An 18,750-nucleotide genomic window follows, 5' to 3' on the forward strand; every position below is an offset into this window, starting at 1 on the left:
CTCCTAAATGCGTTCTCGGTGTTCCTTAACGGCGGACTTCGGCGGCATTCGCGCGGTTCTTCAGGTTCTTGTCAGCCTTGTAGCGCAGCGCGACGTCCGGCACCGAGCCGCCCTTGCCGGTCTCGACCCAGCTACGGATACGGCTGGCATCGGCAAAGTGGGTGAATTTGCCGAAAGCATCCAGGATCACCAGCGACACGGGACGATTACCCATGCGGGTGACCAGCACCAGGCAATGACCGGCCTGGTTGGTGAAACCGGTCTTGGTCAGCTTGATATCCCAGTTGGCGCGGTTGATCAGGTGGTCGGTGTTGGAGAAACCCAGGGTGTAGTTGGGCTTGCGGAACGCTACGGTCTTTTCCTTGGTGGTGCTCAACTGGCTCAGCATCGGAAATTTTTGCGCATAGGCCAGCAGCTTGCTCAAGTCGCGGGCGGTGGACACGTTGTGGATCGACAGGCCGGTGGGCTCGACATAATGGGTGCTGGTCATGCCCAGGGCCTTGGCCTTGGCGTTCATCGCGGCAATAAAGGCCGCGTAGCCGCCCGGATAGTGGTGCGCCAGGCTAGCGGCGGCGCGGTTTTCCGAGGACATCAGGGCAATCAGCAACATCTCCTTGCGCGGCATCTGGCTGCCGATCTTCACGCGGGAGAACACGCCTTTCATCTCCGGCGTGTCGGTGATGTTGATGTCGATGTACTCGTCCATGTTCTGCTTGGCTTCAAGCACGATCAGGCCCGTCATCAGCTTGCTCACCGAAGCGATAGGCACTACCACGTCGGGGTTGCTGGCGTAGATGACCTTGTTGGTCTGCAGGTCCACCAGCATGGCGCTGCCGGAAGCGATCTGCAGTTTGGAGGGATCCCGCGGCGCCAGGGCGGAGTCGGCAGCGTGTGCAAAGGTGCCGGTGAACGCAAAAAACAGGCTGACAATGGAAAGACGAATTTTCACGCGGATGAACTCGCTAAAAAGTAAGAAATACCGTTGGGAAACGGGTTTTGTGATAAATGGCGTTACATTTTAGGAGTATGGACGAGAGACTGTCGAATGTTCTTCTAAAACCGGACGAAAGTGCTTAAAAACTAAGAAAAAACAGGTTTTCTTCCGAGCAATAAAAAGCCCTGCGATAAGGCAGGGCTTTTTCAGTACGGCTGGTTATTAACCGTGCAGGGTTTCTGCGGCGTACAGGGTATTTTCCAGCAGGCAGGCACGGGTCATCGGGCCAACGCCACCCGGCACCGGGGTGATCCAGCCGGCGCGGGGCAGGGCGGTTTCATACACCACGTCGCCGACCAGCTTGCCGTCTTCCTGGCGGTTGATGCCCACGTCGATGACGATGGCGCCTTCCTTGATCCATTCGCCCTTGACCAGGCCCGGCTTGCCGGCGGCCACGACGACCAGGTCGGCACGGCCAACGTGGCCGGCCAGGTCCTTGGTGAAGCGGTGGGTCACGGTGACGGTGCAGCCGGCCAGCAGCAACTCCATGGCCATTGGGCGGCCCACGATGTTGGACGCGCCGACGACGACGGCATCGAGGCCGTACAGGTCGACACCGGTGCTTTCCAGCAGGGTCATGATGCCTTTGGGCGTGCACGGGCGCAGCAGTGGGATACGCTGCGCCAGGCGGCCAACGTTATAAGGATGGAAACCGTCGACGTCTTTGTCAGGGCGGATGCGCTCGAGCAGCTTGGACGCGTCCAGGTGCGCGGGCAATGGCAATTGCAGGAGGATGCCGTCCATCGCCGGGTCGTCGTTGAGGCTGTCGATCAGGTCGGTCAGGGCCTGCTGGGTGGTGTCGGCAGGCAGGTCGTAGGCCTTGGAAAGAAAGCCGACCTCTTCACAGTCTTTACGCTTGTGCGAGACATAAACCTGAGAGGCAGGATCGCTGCCGACCAGGATCACCGCGAGGCCAGGCGTGCGTAAGCCTTGCTGGCTGCGCTCGGTGACTCGTTTGGCGATCTGCTGGCGCAGGCTGGCGGCGATTGATTTGCCGTCGATAAGTTGTGCAGTCATTACGCGTGATTAACCATCGAGAGGGGGAGGAAAAGTGCGCGCATTCTCGCACGCCACGGCGTGAGGGCAAAGGCGCTTGGTCCGCAAATTGGCCTAACCCCTTAAATAAAATGAATTTTTTTCAAAAAAGATTTGACGGGTTTCCAGGCCCTCTATACTATTCGTCGCACTTGTCGGGCACAGCCTAGCACTGGTTAAGAAGGTCGAGCAGAATGGTTGTTCTGCAAGGCTGGAAGCACTTAGTTTGTAATCCTCCAAGAGTACAGATTAATAAGGCGCCCGTAGCTCAGCTGGATAGAGCATCCGCCTTCTAAGCGGATGGTCGCAGGTTCGAGTCCTGCCGGGTGCGCCATTAGGCAGCTTTGGCACAAGTAGCGCTATATGGTGGGCGTAGCTCAGTTGGTAGAGCACGGGATTGTGACTCCCGTTGTCGAGGGTTCGATCCCCTTCGTCCACCCCATATTTTGAAAGGCGCCAGATTAACCGTCTGGCGCCTTTGCTTTAAGAGCTTCAAGCGCGGATGTGGTGGAATTGGTAGACACACTGGATTTAGGTTCCAGCGCCGCGAGGCGTAAGAGTTCGAGTCTCTTCATCCGCACCAAATAAGGCCTTACTCGGTTTACATGCAGGGTGGGGTTAGACAAAGAAGTAGTTTGGTTTCTTTGTTAACGCAATATGGTGGGCGTAGCTCAGTTGGTAGAGCACGGGATTGTGACTCCCGTTGTCGAGGGTTCGATCCCCTTCGTCCACCCCATATTCGAAAGGCGCCAGATTTAACAGTCTGGCGCCTTTTTTGGTTTTGGCGGTTCGGTTTTTCGTGGCTGCGGGTTGTGGGTCGCGATGGCGATGCGTTTCATCGTATTTATGTGTCTCGATGATACTGCATTGTTATCTGCCTTCATTGCGAGGTAGGCCGTCAGGGAGATGGGCGACGATCCCTTCTATATATAGAGGGGCGGCGCAGAGCCCTGGCGTGATTGGCTTTATTTGTCACCGGGGCGGGGCGCGACAGTGCCTTCGTACCGATAAATTGCCGGCTGTTTACGGGCGTATTTCCAGTAGGGTGACTTCTTGAGTTTGACCCACTAGAATGCATGCCCTTGATTGGGGTCGGAAATGGCCGGCTAACGTCTGTGCAACGAGGAATATCCATGCAAGTTTCTGTTGAAAATACTACTGCTCTCGAGCGCCGCATGAGCATCACCGTGCCGGCTGAGCGCATCGAGACTGCGGTCAACAAGCGTCTGCAGCAGACTGCCCAAAAGGCCAAGATCGCTGGTTTCCGTCCAGGCAAAGTGCCAATGAGCGAAATCAAGCGCCGTTTTGGTGCTGATGCACGCAATGAAGCCGTCGGTGACGTGATCCAGGCTTCTTTCTACGAAGCAGTGGTTGAGCAAAAGCTGAACCCGGCTGGTTCGCCTTCGATCGAGCCCAAGTCCCTGGAAGCGGGCAAGGACCTGGAATATGTTGCCGTATTCGAAGTGTTCCCTGAGTTCGAAGTGGCCGGTTTCGACGGTATCGCTATCGAGCGCCTAAGCGCCGAAGTGGCTGATTCGGACCTGGACAACATGCTGGAAATCCTGCGCAAGCAGAACACCCGTTTCGAAGTGGTCGACCGTGCTGCCCAGAACGAAGACCAGCTGAACATCGATTTCGTTGGCAAGGTTGATGGCGAAGCATTCGCTGGCGGCTCCGCCAAGGGCACTCAGCTGGTGCTGGGTTCCAACCGCATGATTCCTGGCTTCGAAGACGGCCTGGTTGGCGCCAAGGCCGGCGAAGAGCGTGTCCTGAACCTGGAATTCCCTGCTGACTACCAGAACCTGGACCTGGCTGGCAAAGCCGCCGAGTTCACCGTGACCGTCAACAGCGTTTCCGAGCCTAAGCTGCCAGAGCTGAACGAAGAGTTCTTCAATCAGTTCGGCATCAAGGAAACAGGTATCGAAGGCTTCCGCACCGAAGTTCGCAAGAACATGGAGCGCGAGCTGCGCCAGGCTATCAAGTCCAAGGTCAAGAACCAGGTCATGGATGGTCTGCTGGCCTCCAACCCGATCGAAGTGCCTAAGGCCCTGCTGTCCAACGAAGTGGATCGCCTGCGCGTACAGGCTGTCCAGCAGTTCGGCGGCAACATCAAGCCAGACCAACTGCCGGCCGAGCTGTTCGAAGAGCAAGCCAAGCGCCGTGTGGTGCTGGGTCTGATCGTGGCTGAAGTGGTCAAGCAGTTCGACCTCAAGCCTGACGAAGATCGCGTCCGCGAAATGATCCAGGAAATGGCTTCGGCCTACCAGGAGCCTGAGCAGGTCGTGGCCTGGTACTACAAGAACGACCAGCAGCTGAACGAAGTACGTTCGGTTGTGCTGGAAGAACAAGTTGTGGATACTGTTCTGCAGAAGGCTAAGGTGACCGATAAAGCGGTCTCTTACGAAGAAGCAGTCAAGCCGGCGGAAGCAGCACAAGCCGACTGATTGTCCAACTCGTTGGAAATTCAACCATAAGCCAGCCTCGCGCTGGCTTATGCGTTTTCAAGACATGACTATTTGGGAGTAACTGCAGAGCATGTTCCGTAATTCCTATATTCAGCAGAACTCTGATATCCAGGCCGCAGGCGGCCTGGTCCCGATGGTTGTCGAGCAGTCCGCTCGTGGCGAACGCGCCTACGACATCTACTCGCGCCTGCTCAAGGAGCGAGTGATCTTTCTGGTGGGCCCGGTAGAGGACTACATGGCCAACCTGATCTGTGCGCAACTGCTGTTCCTTGAAGCGGAAAACCCGGACAAGGACATCCATCTCTACATCAACTCGCCGGGCGGTTCGGTGACAGCGGGCATGTCGATCTACGACACCATGCAGTTCATCAAGCCGAACGTATCGACGACCTGCATTGGCCAGGCCTGCAGCATGGGCGCGTTCCTGCTGACCGCAGGTGCCGAGGGCAAGCGTTACTGCCTGCCGAACTCGCGTGTGATGATTCACCAGCCACTGGGCGGTTTCCAGGGTCAGGCGTCGGACATTGAAATCCACGCCAAGGAAATCCTCTTCATCCGCGAACGCCTCAACACGCTGATGGCCAAGCACAGCGGGCACACCCTGGAAGAAATCGAGCGCGACACCAACCGTGACAACTTCATGAGCGCCGAAGCCGCACGTGAATATGGGTTGATCGACGCAGTGATCGAAAAGCGCCCCGCTTAATATAAGCCGCTCAAAATAGGGCTGGTCGGGTTTTCCGATCATCTGCGGGCTTGAAAAAGCCCGCATAAGCCTTCATCTTGTGTTGCAAGCCTATCGGATTTGGATCGAACGAATGACTGACACCCGCAACGGCGAGGACAACGGCAAGCTGCTCTATTGCTCCTTCTGTGGCAAAAGCCAGCATGAAGTGCGCAAATTGATTGCCGGCCCCTCGGTCTTTATCTGCGACGAGTGCGTCGACCTGTGCAATGACATCATCCGTGAGGAGGTGCAGGAAGCCCAGGCCGAAAGCAGCGCGCATAAATTGCCTTCGCCTAAAGAAATCAGCGGCATCCTTGATCAGTATGTGATTGGTCAAGAGCGTGCAAAGAAGGTTCTGGCCGTAGCGGTATACAACCACTACAAGCGCTTGAACCAGCGTGACAAGAAAGGCGACGAAGTCGAACTCGGCAAGAGCAACATCCTGCTGATCGGTCCTACAGGCTCGGGTAAGACCCTGCTTGCAGAAACCCTCGCTCGCCTGCTGAACGTTCCGTTCACCATCGCCGACGCCACCACCCTCACCGAGGCTGGCTACGTGGGCGAAGATGTCGAGAACATCATTCAGAAACTGCTGCAGAAGTGCGACTACGACGTAGAGAAGGCCCAGATGGGTATTGTCTATATCGACGAAATCGACAAGATCTCGCGCAAGTCCGACAACCCGTCGATCACTCGGGACGTTTCCGGTGAAGGCGTGCAGCAGGCCCTGTTGAAACTGATCGAAGGCACGGTTGCTTCCGTACCGCCACAAGGCGGCCGCAAGCACCCGCAGCAGGAATTCCTTCAGGTTGATACGCGCAACATCCTGTTTATCTGTGGCGGCGCATTCTCCGGCCTGGAGAAGGTTATTCAGCAACGGTCTACCCGTGGCGGCATCGGTTTCAGTGCAGAAGTGCGCAGCAAGGAAGAAGGCAAGAAGGTGGGCGAGTCCCTGCGTGAAGTCGAGCCTGACGATCTGGTCAAGTTCGGTCTGATCCCGGAATTCGTTGGCCGTCTGCCGGTCCTGGCCACGTTGGACGAGTTGGATGAGGCGGCTCTGATTCAGATCCTCACCGAACCGAAAAACGCCCTGACCAAGCAATATGCCAAGCTGTTCGAGATGGAAGGTGTGGACCTCGAGTTCCGTACTGACGCGCTCAAATCGGTGGCCAAGCGGGCACTGGAGCGCAAGACCGGTGCACGTGGCCTGCGTTCGATCCTCGAAGGTGTATTGCTCGACACCATGTACGAAATCCCCTCGCAGTCCGAGGTGAGTAAAGTGGTGATCGACGAAAGCGTTATAGAAGGCAAGTCCAAGCCACTGTATATCTACGAAAACAGTGAGCCGACTGCCAAGGCTGCGCCAGACGCGTAAGCGTTTCGCAGTTTTGGTACAAACGAAGGGGCCTCTAGGGGCTCCTTTGTTTTTCATAAGGATTTTTACTGCGTGTAACTGCCAGCATTGAGCTTGTTTTTTTTACACGCAGCCCCCATCTTGGTTTCAAGCTTATTTTTCAACTGTCATAGAGGCGAAATCATGAAGACAACCATCGAATTGCCTCTCCTGCCGTTGCGTGATGTCGTCGTCTATCCGCACATGGTTATCCCGCTGTTCGTGGGGCGCGAGAAGTCTATCGAAGCCCTCGAGGCCGCGATGACGGGCGACAAGCAAATCCTGCTGTTGGCCCAGAAAAACCCTGCCGATGATGATCCAGGCGAAGATGCCCTGTATCGCGTCGGCACCATTGCCACTGTCCTGCAACTGCTCAAGCTGCCCGATGGCACCGTCAAGGTGCTGGTGGAAGGCGAGCAGCGCGGTGCGGTAGAGCGTTTCATGGAGGTGGACGGCCACCTGCGCGCCGAAGTGGTGCTGATCGACGAAGTCGAGGCCCCTGAGCGCGAGTCCGAAGTGTTTGTGCGCAGCCTGCTCTCGCAGTTCGAGCAGTACGTGCAGTTGGGCAAGAAAGTCCCGGCTGAAGTCCTGTCTTCCCTCAATAGCATCGATGAGCCAAGCCGCTTGGTCGACACCATGGCCGCGCACATGGCGCTGAAGATCGAGCAGAAGCAGGACATCCTCGAAATCATTGACCTGTCGGCCCGTGTCGAACACGTGCTGGCGTTGCTGGATGCCGAGATCGACCTGCTCCAGGTCGAGAAGCGCATCCGGGGTCGTGTCAAAAAACAAATGGAGCGCAGCCAGCGCGAGTACTACCTGAATGAGCAGATGAAGGCCATTCAGAAGGAGCTCGGCGACAGCGAGGAAGGCCACAACGAAATCGAAGAGCTGAAAAAGCGCATCGATGCTGCCGGCCTGCCTAAAGACGCCCTGACCAAAGCCACCGCCGAGTTGAACAAGCTCAAGCAGATGTCGCCGATGTCGGCCGAAGCCACCGTGGTGCGCTCGTACATCGACTGGCTGGTGCAGGTGCCGTGGAAGGCTCAGACCAAGGTACGCCTGGACCTGGCTCGTGCCGAAGACATTCTCGATGCCGACCACTATGGCCTTGAAGAGGTCAAAGAACGCATCCTCGAATACCTCGCCGTGCAGAAGCGCGTGAAGAAGATTCGTGGCCCGGTGCTGTGCCTGGTTGGCCCGCCTGGGGTAGGTAAAACCTCCCTGGCCGAGTCCATCGCCAATGCCACCAACCGTAAATTCGTACGTATGGCCCTCGGTGGCGTGCGCGATGAGGCGGAAATTCGTGGTCATCGCCGGACTTACATCGGTTCGATGCCAGGAAGATTGATTCAAAAAATGACAAAGGTGGGTGTGCGCAACCCGCTGTTCCTGCTCGATGAAATCGACAAAATGGGCAGCGACATGCGCGGCGATCCGGCATCGGCCTTGCTGGAAGTGCTCGACCCTGAGCAGAACCACAATTTCAACGACCATTACCTGGAGGTCGACTACGACCTGTCCGACGTAATGTTCCTGTGCACCTCCAACTCCATGAATATTCCGCCGGCATTGCTGGACCGGATGGAGGTGATTCGTCTGCCGGGTTACACCGAAGACGAGAAGATCAATATCGCCGTCAAATACCTCGCGCCCAAGCAGATTTCGGCCAATGGGCTGAAGAAGGGCGAGATCGAATTCGACGTCGAGTCGATCCGCGACATCGTGCGCTACTACACTCGCGAGGCCGGTGTACGGGGGCTTGAGCGCCAGATCGCGAAGATTTGCCGCAAGGCGGTCAAGGAGCACGCGCTGGAAAAACGCTTCTCGGTGAAGGTCACGGCCGACGCTCTTGAGCACTTCCTGGGTGTGCGTAAATTCCGTTACGGCCTGGCAGAACAGCAGGATCAGGTAGGGCAGGTGACTGGCCTGGCGTGGACCCAGGTGGGCGGCGAATTGCTGACCATCGAAGCTGCGGTGATCCCCGGCAAGGGCCAGTTGATCAAGACCGGCTCCCTCGGTGACGTGATGGTCGAATCCATTACCGCCGCGCAGACCGTGGTGCGCAGCCGCGCCAGGAGCCTGGGGATCCCCCTGGACTTCCACGAGAAGCACGACACCCACATCCACATGCCGGAAGGGGCTACACCGAAGGATGGCCCGAGCGCTGGCGTAGGCATGTGCACGGCCCTGGTTTCGGCATTGACCGGCATACCGGTGCGCGCCGATGTCGCGATGACCGGGGAAATCACCCTGCGTGGCCAGGTATTGGCCATTGGTGGCCTGAAAGAGAAATTGCTGGCTGCACACCGCGGGGGCATCAAGACTGTGATCATTCCTGAAGAGAATGTTCGCGACTTGAAGGAAATTCCTGACAATATCAAGCAGGATCTTCAGATTAAACCGGTTAAATGGATTGACGAGGTCCTGCAAATTGCGCTGCAATACGCGCCGGAGCCCTTGCCGGATGTGGTTCCGGAGATAGTTGCAAAGGACGAAAAACGAGAGTCTGATTCCAAGGAAAGAATTAGCACGCATTAATGTGAATAAGCCTGGGGGCTTCCTTGACAGCTTTTTAGAGCCCTTGTTATAAAGCGGCTCTTAAGTGTCTGTAGGCCATTCAGCACTGGTTTTTGCTGTTTACCAAAAAACTTAGAATCATACTCAATAGATATATAAGGGGACTTAGAGTGAACAAGTCGGAACTGATTGATGCTATCGCTGCATCCGCTGATATCCCGAAAGCTGCTGCCGGCCGTGCGCTGGATGCAGTAATCGAATCCGTCACTGGCGCTCTGAAGGCCGGCGACTCCGTGGTACTGGTAGGCTTCGGTACTTTCTCTGTGACTGACCGCCCAGCTCGCACTGGCCGTAACCCACAGACTGGCAAAGCACTGCAAATCGCTGCTGCCAAGAAACCAGGTTTCAAAGCCGGTAAAGCCCTGAAAGAAGCGGTTAACTAAGCTTCGATCAAGCCTTTGCTACCCGGGTCGGACGCAGGTCTGGCCTGGCAGCGGAGCGAAAGCTGACCCAAGTATCCATCGGGTCGCCAAGCCGGGGGTGTAGATTCAACCCCCCGTCCGCTCCGCCAGTTACGAGAAGGCGCATCCTCGGATGCGCCTTTCTTCTATCCGGACTCTACCCACGCTCCACGGTTGCCAATTTTTGAAGTTCAACCGTTTCTGGGGGACGCATGCTGCAAAATATCAGGGACAATTCACAAGGCTGGATTGCCAAGACCATTATCGGGATCATCGTCGCATTGATGGCGTTCACCGGTATCGAGGCCATTTTCCAGGCTTCGACCAACACCAAGCAGGACGTGGCCAAGGTCAACGGTGAAGAAATCACCCAGACTGAACTGAGCCAGGCCGTCGACATGCAACGTCGCCAGCTGATGCAACAGCTGGGCAAGGATTTCGATGCTTCACTGCTGGACGAAAAACTGCTGCGCGAAGCGGCCCTCAAGGGCCTGATCGATCGCAAGCTGCTGCTGCAAGGCGCCGCCGACTCCAAGTTTGGCTTCTCCGAAGCTGCACTGGACCAGGTGATCCTGCAGACCCCGGAATTCCAGGTGGACGGCAAGTTCAACGCCGAACGCTTTGACCAGGTTATCCGTCAGCTGGGCTACAGCCGTCTGCAGTTCCGTCAGATGCTGACCCAGGAAATGCTGATTGGCCAGGTTCGCGCAGGCATCGCCGGCAGCGGTTTCGTGACCGACGCCGAAGTGCTGGCATTCGCCCGTCTGGAAAAACAGACCCGTGATTTCGCTACCGTCAATATCAAGGCCAACCCTGCGGCGGTGAAACTCACCGACGACGAGGTCAAGGCTTACTATGACCAGCACGCCAAGGAGTTCATGACCCCGGACCAGGTGGTCATCGACTACCTGGAACTGAAGAAGTCTTCCTTCTTCGATCAGGTCAGCGTCAAGGACGATGAACTGCAGGCTGCCTATCAGAAAGAAACCGCCAACCTTGCTGAGCAGCGTCGTGCCGCGCACATCCTGATTGAAGTCAACGACAAGGTCACCGACGCGCAAGCCAAGGCCAAGATCGAAGAAATCCAGGCGCGCCTGGCCAAGGGTGAGAAGTTCGAGGCCCTGGCCAAGGAGTTCTCCCAGGATCCAGGTTCGGCCAACAATGGCGGCGATCTGGGCTTTGCCGGCCCTGGCGTCTACGACCCGGACTTCGAAGCAGCCTTGTACGCCTTGAACAAGGACCAGGTATCTGCACCGGTGCGCAGCACCTTCGGTTGGCACTTGATCAAGCTGTTGGGCGTTGAAGCACCGCAAGTGCCGACGTTCGCCAGCCTGAAAGACAAGCTGACCCGCGAGCTCAAGACCCAACAGGTCGAGCAGCGTTTTGTCGAAGCAACCAAGCAATTGGAAGATGCGGCATTCGAAGCCTCCGACCTGGCCCAACCAGCATCGGACCTGAAGCTGACCGTACACACCTCCGCGCCGTTTGGCCGTGAAGGTGGTGACGGTGTTGCGGCCAACCGCGCCGTGGTCACCGCTGCGTTCAGCCCGGAAGTGCTGGATGAGGGTGCCAACAGCAGCGCCATCGAGCTGGACCCGGAAACCATCATCGTGCTGCGTGCCAAAGAGCACCGCAAACCGGCGCAACTGCCGCTGGAAAGCGTTGCTGCGGCGATTCGCACACAGATGGCCAAGGAGCGCGCCAGCGCGGCTGCCAAGACTCACGCTGACGAGCTGATCGCCAGCCTGCGTGATGGCAAGACCCCGCTGAACCAGCCGGTCGACGGCCAGGCCTGGAAAGTCACTGAAGCGGCTACCCGTAGCCAGGAAGCGATTGACCCGGCCGTGCTGCAAGCCCTGTTCCGCATGCCCAAGCCTGCGGCCAAGGACAAGCCGACCTTCACCACCGTGACCCTGGCTGATGGCAGCCTGGTGATCGTGCGCTTGAACGGCGTCAACGAAGCGGCTGCCCCAACGGACGAAGAAAAGGCGCAATACCGCCGCTTCCTCGCTTCCCGTGTCGGCCAGCAGGACTTCGCGGCGTACCGCAAGCAGTTGGAAACCAAGGCTGATATCAAGAAGTACTGATGTCGCTTTGAACAAGAAGCCCCCGGCCTGAAAAGACCGGGGGCTTTTTTATGTGCGCTAGACTGGGTACTCGGTATCGTCGACCCAGGAGTTCCAAGCGTGTTGATTCAAGGAATGGATGGCTTGCTGATCCGCCGCGCCAGCGTGGCGGATGTTCCTGCCGTGCTGCAGGTGTTCGACGAGGTGATCGCCTGGTTCGTTGGCAGGGGCAATACCCATCAGTGGGGCACCGATCCCTGGTCGGCGTCGCCCCGGCGGGTCGCGCAAGTGGCTGAAGCCTGCGCGTTGCCCGGGGCCTGGGTTGTCGAGGACCCCGAGGGGCATCTCCGAGGAGCGCTGGTGTTGGGCGATCCCATGCCATATGTACCGTCGGCGACTGAGCCCGAGGTGTATGTGCGCCTGTTGATTGCCGCGCGTGACCCGAGTGTTCGCGGCCTTGGCCGGCGCATGATGGCCTTTGCCGATGACCAGGCCCGCGCAGCAGGAGTCACGGGCTTGCGTGTGGACTGCTACGGCGGCGGGACAGGGGATCTGGTGCGTTTTTATGAGTCCTGTGGTTACCAGCGCATTTCAACGTTCGACTTGGCGGGGTGGCCGGGCCAACTGCTGGGGCGCCGTCTGTGATGCACCGGCCCAGGCCAGCAGCATCAGAAGCACAACCGCCCAAGGAAAGGCCGTGGCGCCCCAACCTTGAAGCAATACACCACCCGCCAGGCCGCCACCGGCTATCCCCAGGTTCCACACGGTCACCAGCATGGATTGTGCGGCATCCGCCGACTTGCCCGCCGATTGGGCCAGTGCGGTTTGCAGCAATGCCGGCAAACCGCCGAACGCCAGGCCCCATAACGCCACGGCGATATAGATGACTGCCGGCACATTGATCCACAACGCCAGCGCCAGGGCGATCAGGCCAAACAGCGCACAGCTGGTCAGCAGCAAAGCGCGCAGCCACCGGTCAATCAATACACCTGCCAGCCAGATGCTCAGCACCGCCGAGAGGCCGAACACCAGCAGCACTCGGTCAACGTCTGCCTCAACCCCGGCGGGCACCAGCAACGGGGCGATGTAGGTGTACAGAATGTTATGGGCCAGCACGTAGGTAAACGTCACCCATAGCACCGGACGAACGCCCGGCAGGTTCAGCACCTCGCGCAGCCCCAGGCGTTTATCCGCCCGTTCGCCGGCAAAGTCCGGCAGTTGCCAGCGTGCCCAGGCGAGCAGTACCAGGGTCAGCCCGGTCATGATCGCAAAGCTCAAGCGCCAGCCAACGGCGGTGCCGAGGAAGGTACCCGCGGGTACACCCAGCGACAGTGCCAGCGGTGCACCCAGCATCGCCACGGCAATGGCGCGACCTTGCAGGTGTGGCGCCACCATTCGGCTCGCATACCCCGCCAGCAGCGCCCACAGCAACCCGGCGAAGACCCCGGCAAAAAAGCGTGCCACCAGGGTCAGCCCGTAATGGCTGGACAGCGCGGTTACGCTGTTGACCAAGGCAAACCCGCCAATGGCCAGCAGCAGCAAGGGCCGCCTGCGCCAGCCGCGGGTCAGCAGCGTCAGCGGGATGGCTGCCAGCAGGGAGCCAAGGGCGTAGAGGGTAACCAATTGGCCGACCAGGGCGGGTGACACGCCCAGGCCTTCGCCCATCTGCGGCAGAAGCCCGGCGGGCATGGCTTCGGTGAGGATGGTGATAAAGCCGGCGCTGGCCAGGGCCAGTAAACCGCCCAGGGGTAAGGAATCCCGCTGGGCTGATGCGGTGAGTGAAGGGCTGCTGCTCATGACGTTTTATCCAGGTAAAAGGGCAAGCAGGCAGAGTAGGGGGCTGTGACTGGCGGAAAAACAGGCTAAGGTTCCGAACTTATCGGACGCCGGTGTCCGTAATTGCTGGAGGCAGATCATGGACAGCTTGGGCAGCCTGTCGGTATTTGTGCAGGTGGCGCAGACGCTCAGCTTCACCGCCGCCGGCCGCGTGCTGGGGGTGTCGTCGTCGGCCGTGGGCAAAAGCATTGCGCGGATGGAAGAGCGCCTGGGCGTGCGGCTGTTTCACCGCAGCACGCGCAGTATCACCTTGACCAGTGAAGGTGCGCTGTTCCTTGAGCGCTCGCGGCGGATTCTCGCTGAGGTGGAAGCGGCCGAGCAGGAACTGACGGACGCCGCTGCAACGCCACGGGGCAAGTTGCGCATCAGTGTGCCGCAGGTGCGCGGCTTGTTGATGCCGGTGCTCAGTGACTTTATGCGCGCCTACCCGGAGATCGAGCTGGACGTGGATTTTTCCGACCGCATGGTGGACGTGATCGAGGAAGGTTTCGATGCAGTGATTCGCACCGGCAAGCCGGAAGATTCACGCTTGATGGCCCGCCACCTGGGCCACTACCAGTTGGTACTCGTCGCCACACCGGGCTACTTCGCCCAACACGGCACGCCGCAGCAACCACAGGACCTCAATGGTCACGCCTGCCTGCGCCACAAGTTCTGCGCCACGGGCAAGCTCGAGCCCTGGCCGTTGCGCCTTGCCCCGGGGGCTGCGGAACCGCTGTTGCGTACGCCGTTGGTCAGCACCACCATCGAGTCCCTCAAGCATGTGGTGCTCGAGGGGTTGGGGATTGCCTGCCTGCCGGACTACATGGTCAACCAGGCCGTGGACGAAGGGCGCTTGCAACGGGTGCTGGATGAATACCTGGAGCATCGGGGCAATTTCTGGATATTGTGGCCCGGTCGCCATACCTCGGCCAAGCTCCGTGTGTTTATTGACCATATGTGCGCCGGGCTTTTCCCTGCAGGCCCCGGTGCGTAACCCTGTGACGTTTTACCGACAGGAATGTGCGCGCCAAGACCTCGTTCTGTTGCACAATACCGCCCAGACCGTTTTCCTCAGGAATATCAATGTCGACATCATTCCACTTGCGTAGCCTCGGGCTGGCGCTGGTGCTGGCGGGCGCCGCGGGCTGCTCGTCACCCAAGACCGCTATTTATGAACATGAAAACTTCGACGACTCCGGTACATTTTCCCGGGATTATCCGGTTACCGATGTAGCGGCGTGCGAGGCCGCGCGGCGCGCCTTGCTGAGCCAGGGCTACATCATCACCAGCAGCGATCCGAAACTGGTCGTGGGTAACAAGAGCTTCCAGCAGACCGGCGAAACGCACCTGCAGATCAGCTTCAACGTGGTCTGCGCCGATGATGGCAAAGGCAAGAACCACTCGACGATGTTCGCCAATGCCCTGCAGGATCGTTATGCGCTGAAGAAGGTCAACAACTCCGCAAGCCTGGGTGTGGGCGTGCTGGGGTCGGTGTCGATGCCGATCGGCTCTACCGATGACTCGATGGTGAAGGTGGCCAGTGAGACGGTGTCCGCGCCGAAGTTCTACGACCGTTATTTTGCGTTGGTGGATGTGTTCCTGCCACAGGAAGTGAAGAAGGCCGAGCATATCCCCGAGCAGCCCAAGGCCGACCTGGGTGTGCCGGAGCCGAAGGCCGCACCGGCCGCCGAGAAAGTCGAGGCGCCGAAGGAACAGCCTGCCGCACCGGCTGCCTCGGAGCCGGTTGTGCCCGCGCCTGAGGCTGCACCGATTGCGCCGCAGGCCGAACCCGCACCCGCTGCCACCACGCCGGACCTGCCGCCGCCGACAGAAGCGATTCCGCCGCTGCCGACGCCTGCGCAGTAAATCAAACCGCTACGGGGTCAGCCTTGTCGACGTTGATCCCGTAGCGCTTGATCGCTTCACTGACCTTGTCGCGACCGATCACGCCGTCATCCGCCAGTGCCTTCAGGGCAGCCAGGGCGATGAAGTGGCGATCCACCTCAAAGAACGCGCGCAAGGCTTCCCGGGTGTCTGATTGCCCGAAGCCATCAGTGCCCAGTGCGACAAAGCGTCGGCCCGGCACGAACGGACGGATCTGATCGGCGAACAGTTTCACGTAATCCGTCGCCACCACCACCGGTCCCGTTTGCCCGGCCAGGCATCGCTCGACGTAGCTCGCGCGCGGCTCACGCTCGGGGTGCAACAGGTTCCAGCGCTCCACCGCGTGTCCGTCACGGCGCAACTCGGTCAGGCTCGTCACGCTCCAAACGTCGCATTGCACGGCAAAGTCGTTGGCGAGCAGGTCGGCGGCTGCGATCACTTCGCGCAGGATCGACCCGCTGCCCATCAGTTGCACCTTGGCGTGCTGGCTGCCGCTCAGGCGGTACATGCCTTTAACAATGCCATCCTCCACACCTTCGGGCATCGCCGGGTGCGGGTAGTTTTCGTTGAGCAGGGTGATGTAGTAGTAAATATCCTCCTGTTCGACATACATACGCCGCATGCCCTCGCGAATAATCACCGCCAGTTCGTAGGCAAAGGTCGGGTCATAGGACACGCAGCACGGAATCACCGACGACAGGATATGGCTATGGCCATCGTCATGCTGCAGGCCTTCGCCCATCAGCGTGGTGCGCCCGGCCGTGGCACCCAGCAGGAAACCACGCGCCCGTGCATCGCCCGCCGCCCAGGCCAGGTCGCCGACGCGCTGGAAGCCGAACATCGAATAGAAGATATAGAACGGCACGGTCATCAGGCCGTGGTTGCTGTAGGACGTACTTGCTGCGATCCACGAGGAAATGGCGCCGGACTCATTCAGGCCTTCCTGCATGATCTGTCCGTCCTTGCTCTCCTTGTAATAGCTCAGTTGCCCGGAGTCCTGTGGGGTATAGAGCTGGCCGACGGCGGAGTGGATGCCGATCTGTCGGAACAGGCTTTCCATGCCGAAGGTGCGTGATTCGTCCGGCACGATGGGCACGATCAGCTTGCCCAGGTGCGGGTCTTTCAGCAGCGTACCGAGGATGCGCACGAAGGCCATGGTGGTTGATATCGCGCGCTCGCCGGTGTCCTTGAGCTGAGTGGCGAAGGCGCTCAGTTCGGGGATCTGCAACGGTTCGACCGCCGTGTGGCGCGCGGGCACATAGCCGCCCAGGGCCTGGCGACGCGCGGCGAAGTAACGGGCTTCTTCGCTGTCGGCGGTGGGCTTGAGGTACGGAATTTCAGCGAGTTGCTCATCGGGCACTTCCAGGCCGAAGCGGTCGCGGAAGGCTTTGACGGCATCGGCGCCCATCTTTTTCAGTTGGTGATTGATGTTCTGGCCTTCGCCGGCTTCGCCCATGCCAAAGCCCTTGACGGTTTTTGCCAGGATCACCGTCGGTTGGCCGCTGTGGCGCACGGCGGCGGTATAGGCGTTGTAGACCTTGTCCGGGTCATGGCCGCCCCGTGAGAGTTTCCAGATATCGTCGTCGGACAGGTCTGCAACCAGTGCCAGCAACTCCGGGTATTTGCCGAAGAAATGTTCGCGCACGTAGGCGCCGTTCTGGGATTTGTAGTTCTGGTAGTCACCGTCCACGCACTCCATCATGCGTTGGCGCAGCAGGCCGCTGGTGTCTTTTTCCAGCAGTGCATCCCAGCCACCGCCCCAGATCACTTTGATCACATTCCACCCGGCGGCGCGGTACAGGCTTTCGAACTCCTGGATCACCTTGGCATTGCCGCGTACCGGGCCGTCCAGGCGTTGCAGGTTGCAGTTGACCACGAAGATCAGGTTGTCGAGTTTCTCGCGTCCGGCCAGGGAAATGGCGGCCAGGGATTCCGGTTGGTCCATTTCGCCATCACCGAGGAATGCCCAGACCTTGCGGCCCTGGTGTTGCTTGAGGTCACGAAACTCCAGGTAGCGCATAAAGCGCGCCTGGTAGGCCGCCGTGATCGGCCCGAGGCCCATGGACACGGTGGGGAATTGCCAGAAGTCCGGCATCAGCCGTGGGTGGGGGTAGGACGAAATGCCCTCGCCACCGGCTTCGCGGCGGAAGTTATCCAGGTGTGCTTCGCTGATGCGGCCTTCGAGGTAGGCACGGCCGTAGATGCCTGGGGAGGAGTGGCCCTGGATGTACACCAGGTCGCCGTCGAAGTTGTCGGTGCGGCCACGGAAGAAGTGGTCGAAACCTACGTCGTACAGCACAGCGGCTGACGCATAAGTGGCGATATGCCCACCCACACCGGAGTGTTTACCTGCACGCAATACCATGGCCATGGCGTTCCAGCGGATAAACGCGTTGATACGGCGTTCGATGACCAGGTTGCCGGGGTAGGGCAACTGGCGTTCCACCGGGATGGTGTTGACGTAAGGCGTGGTCACCCGCCCGTAGAAGTCACCATGCCGCGCCACGTCGAAATCCAGCAACTGATCGATCAGGTAATGGGCGCGCGGGCGGCCTTCGGTGGACAGCACCGATTCGATGGACTCCAGCCACTCGCGGGTTTCCTGTGGATCGACGTCGCGTCTGACTTCGTTATTCGGGGTCATGTGAGGCTCCAGGGTCGGCGGATTTCAAGTGGCGGGCTCCTTGTGGGAGTGTCGCCAAAGTTGTTGCAATTGCAACTACATGGTCGAATCTAGCGCGGGATGAGCTACTATTGCAACCTTCTTGAAATCCGCCGGATGGTGTTGCATGTCGTCGAAAGAGCCTGATGTATGGTTCCGTTTTGTCAGGGCCCACAGAACCGTCATCCGCGAAATCGAGCGCCGCCTGGCGGCCGCCGACTTGCCGCCTTACGCCTGGTACGACGCACTGTGGGGCCTTGAAAGCGGCCCCGAAGGCACCCGCCGCATGCACGAATTGGCCGATGTGCTGGCCATCGAGCGCTATAACCTCACGCGCCTGGTAGACCGCCTGGAAAAGGACGGCCTGGTGCTGCGTTCACGCTCCGACGGCGATGGCCGCGCGGCCTTTGCATCTATCACCGATGCCGGCCGGGCGTTGCGTAAAAAAATGTGGAAGATCTACGAAAGTACGGTGGACGAGTTGTTCCTGTCGCAGATCGAACCGCAGCAGCGTCAGGCGTTTGCCGAGGCGTTGGAGCGTACCGCCGGGATGGCGGTGGAGGCGGGTGTTCAAACCCGTGGTCGACGCAAGTCTGAAACTTGATGCAGACCCCATGTGGGAGGGGGCAAGCCCCGGTACAAACCGGGGACATCGTTTACATTTCTAACCGGGGACATGGTTTACAGGCTAATACGCATGATCAGGAGGTAACTGATCATGCCCT

At 59.2% G+C, this 18,750-nt stretch carries 14 protein-coding genes and 4 tRNA genes; 14 read left to right on the top strand and 4 right to left on the bottom strand.

Annotation, left to right across the window (positions count from 1 at the left end):
• Positions 1-25: 25 nt before the first annotated feature.
• Together pbpG and folD are read right to left on the bottom strand one after the other, a co-directional pair.
• Positions 26-949, bottom strand: a complete 924-nt coding sequence (pbpG, locus tag C8K58_RS20515) for a D-alanyl-D-alanine endopeptidase (RefSeq protein WP_092354602.1) — start codon at positions 947-949, stop codon at positions 26-28.
• Between the two features lie 207 nt (positions 950-1,156).
• On the bottom strand, positions 1,157-2,011 hold the full coding sequence (gene folD, locus C8K58_RS20520) for a bifunctional methylenetetrahydrofolate dehydrogenase/methenyltetrahydrofolate cyclohydrolase FolD (protein ID WP_027606241.1): 855 nt from the start codon (positions 2,009-2,011) through the stop codon (positions 1,157-1,159).
• A gap of 275 nt (positions 2,012-2,286) precedes the next feature.
• On the opposite strand from folD, the gene C8K58_RS20525 reads away from it, so the two are divergent.
• The 11 genes from C8K58_RS20525 to C8K58_RS20575 all read left to right on the top strand — a co-directional run bounded on the left by C8K58_RS20525 (position 2,287) and on the right by C8K58_RS20575 (position 12,306).
• Positions 2,287-2,363 (top strand) — tRNA-Arg (locus C8K58_RS20525).
• A 32-nt stretch (positions 2,364-2,395) separates the two neighbouring features.
• Positions 2,396-2,471 (top strand) — tRNA-His (locus C8K58_RS20530).
• 56 nt (positions 2,472-2,527) lie between these two features.
• Positions 2,528-2,612: transfer RNA gene (locus tag C8K58_RS20535), tRNA-Leu, on the top strand.
• 77 nt (positions 2,613-2,689) lie between these two features.
• Positions 2,690-2,765: transfer RNA gene (locus C8K58_RS20540), tRNA-His, on the top strand.
• A 397-nt stretch (positions 2,766-3,162) separates the two neighbouring features.
• Positions 3,163-4,473 carry a trigger factor gene (tig, locus tag C8K58_RS20545; protein WP_027606242.1) on the top strand — a complete coding sequence of 437 codons (1,311 nt, stop codon included), beginning with the start codon at positions 3,163-3,165 and terminating at the stop codon, positions 4,471-4,473.
• 91 nt (positions 4,474-4,564) lie between these two features.
• Positions 4,565-5,200, top strand: coding sequence for an ATP-dependent Clp endopeptidase proteolytic subunit ClpP (gene clpP, locus C8K58_RS20550; protein WP_003174822.1), 636 nt, complete (start codon positions 4,565-4,567; stop codon positions 5,198-5,200).
• A gap of 112 nt (positions 5,201-5,312) precedes the next feature.
• Positions 5,313-6,596 (top strand): ATP-dependent Clp protease ATP-binding subunit ClpX, encoded by a 1,284-nt coding sequence (gene clpX / locus C8K58_RS20555; RefSeq protein WP_003238279.1) that lies wholly within the window; start codon positions 5,313-5,315, stop codon positions 6,594-6,596.
• A 162-nt stretch (positions 6,597-6,758) separates the two neighbouring features.
• Positions 6,759-9,155 carry an endopeptidase La gene (gene lon / locus C8K58_RS20560; protein ID WP_027606243.1) on the top strand — a complete coding sequence of 799 codons (2,397 nt, stop codon included), beginning with the start codon at positions 6,759-6,761 and terminating at the stop codon, positions 9,153-9,155.
• 149 nt (positions 9,156-9,304) lie between these two features.
• Complete coding sequence (locus C8K58_RS20565; protein WP_003174819.1) at positions 9,305-9,577, top strand: HU family DNA-binding protein; 273 nt, start codon at positions 9,305-9,307, stop codon at positions 9,575-9,577.
• 230 nt (positions 9,578-9,807) lie between these two features.
• Positions 9,808-11,682, top strand: a complete 1,875-nt coding sequence (locus tag C8K58_RS20570; protein ID WP_027606244.1) for a SurA N-terminal domain-containing protein — start codon at positions 9,808-9,810, stop codon at positions 11,680-11,682.
• Between the two features lie 99 nt (positions 11,683-11,781).
• On the top strand, positions 11,782-12,306 hold the full coding sequence (locus C8K58_RS20575) for a GNAT family N-acetyltransferase (RefSeq protein WP_108574214.1): 525 nt from the start codon (positions 11,782-11,784) through the stop codon (positions 12,304-12,306).
• On the opposite strand, the gene C8K58_RS20580 is transcribed toward C8K58_RS20575, so the two are convergent.
• The gene (locus tag C8K58_RS20580) at positions 12,253-13,458 is read right to left on the bottom strand and encodes an MFS transporter (RefSeq protein ID WP_108574215.1); all 1,206 of its coding nucleotides are present in this window, start codon (positions 13,456-13,458) and stop codon (positions 12,253-12,255) included. The genes C8K58_RS20575 and C8K58_RS20580 overlap by 54 nt on opposite strands.
• Positions 13,459-13,576: 118 nt before the next feature.
• On the opposite strand from C8K58_RS20580, the gene C8K58_RS20585 reads away from it, so the two are divergent.
• Together C8K58_RS20585 and C8K58_RS20590 are read left to right on the top strand one after the other, a co-directional pair.
• The gene (locus tag C8K58_RS20585; RefSeq protein ID WP_027606247.1) at positions 13,577-14,473 is read left to right on the top strand and encodes a LysR family transcriptional regulator; all 897 of its coding nucleotides are present in this window, start codon (positions 13,577-13,579) and stop codon (positions 14,471-14,473) included.
• An 89-nt stretch (positions 14,474-14,562) separates the two neighbouring features.
• Positions 14,563-15,345 (top strand): DUF2242 domain-containing protein, encoded by a 783-nt coding sequence (locus C8K58_RS20590; RefSeq protein ID WP_092354589.1) that lies wholly within the window; start codon positions 14,563-14,565, stop codon positions 15,343-15,345.
• Position 15,346: 1 nt separating this feature from the next.
• On the opposite strand, the gene aceE is transcribed toward C8K58_RS20590, so the two are convergent.
• Positions 15,347-18,007 (bottom strand): pyruvate dehydrogenase (acetyl-transferring), homodimeric type, encoded by a 2,661-nt coding sequence (aceE, locus tag C8K58_RS20595; RefSeq protein WP_108574216.1) that lies wholly within the window; start codon positions 18,005-18,007, stop codon positions 15,347-15,349.
• A 145-nt stretch (positions 18,008-18,152) separates the two neighbouring features.
• Between aceE and C8K58_RS20600 the strand changes: the two genes are divergently transcribed.
• Positions 18,153-18,629, top strand: a complete 477-nt coding sequence (locus tag C8K58_RS20600; RefSeq protein ID WP_027606249.1) for a MarR family winged helix-turn-helix transcriptional regulator — start codon at positions 18,153-18,155, stop codon at positions 18,627-18,629.
• Positions 18,630-18,750: the final 121 nt, after the last annotated feature.

The sequence above is a fragment of the Pseudomonas sp. GV047 genome (genome assembly GCF_003058245.1).
GTDB classification, from domain to species: Bacteria; Pseudomonadota; Gammaproteobacteria; order Pseudomonadales; family Pseudomonadaceae; genus Aquipseudomonas; species Aquipseudomonas marginalis.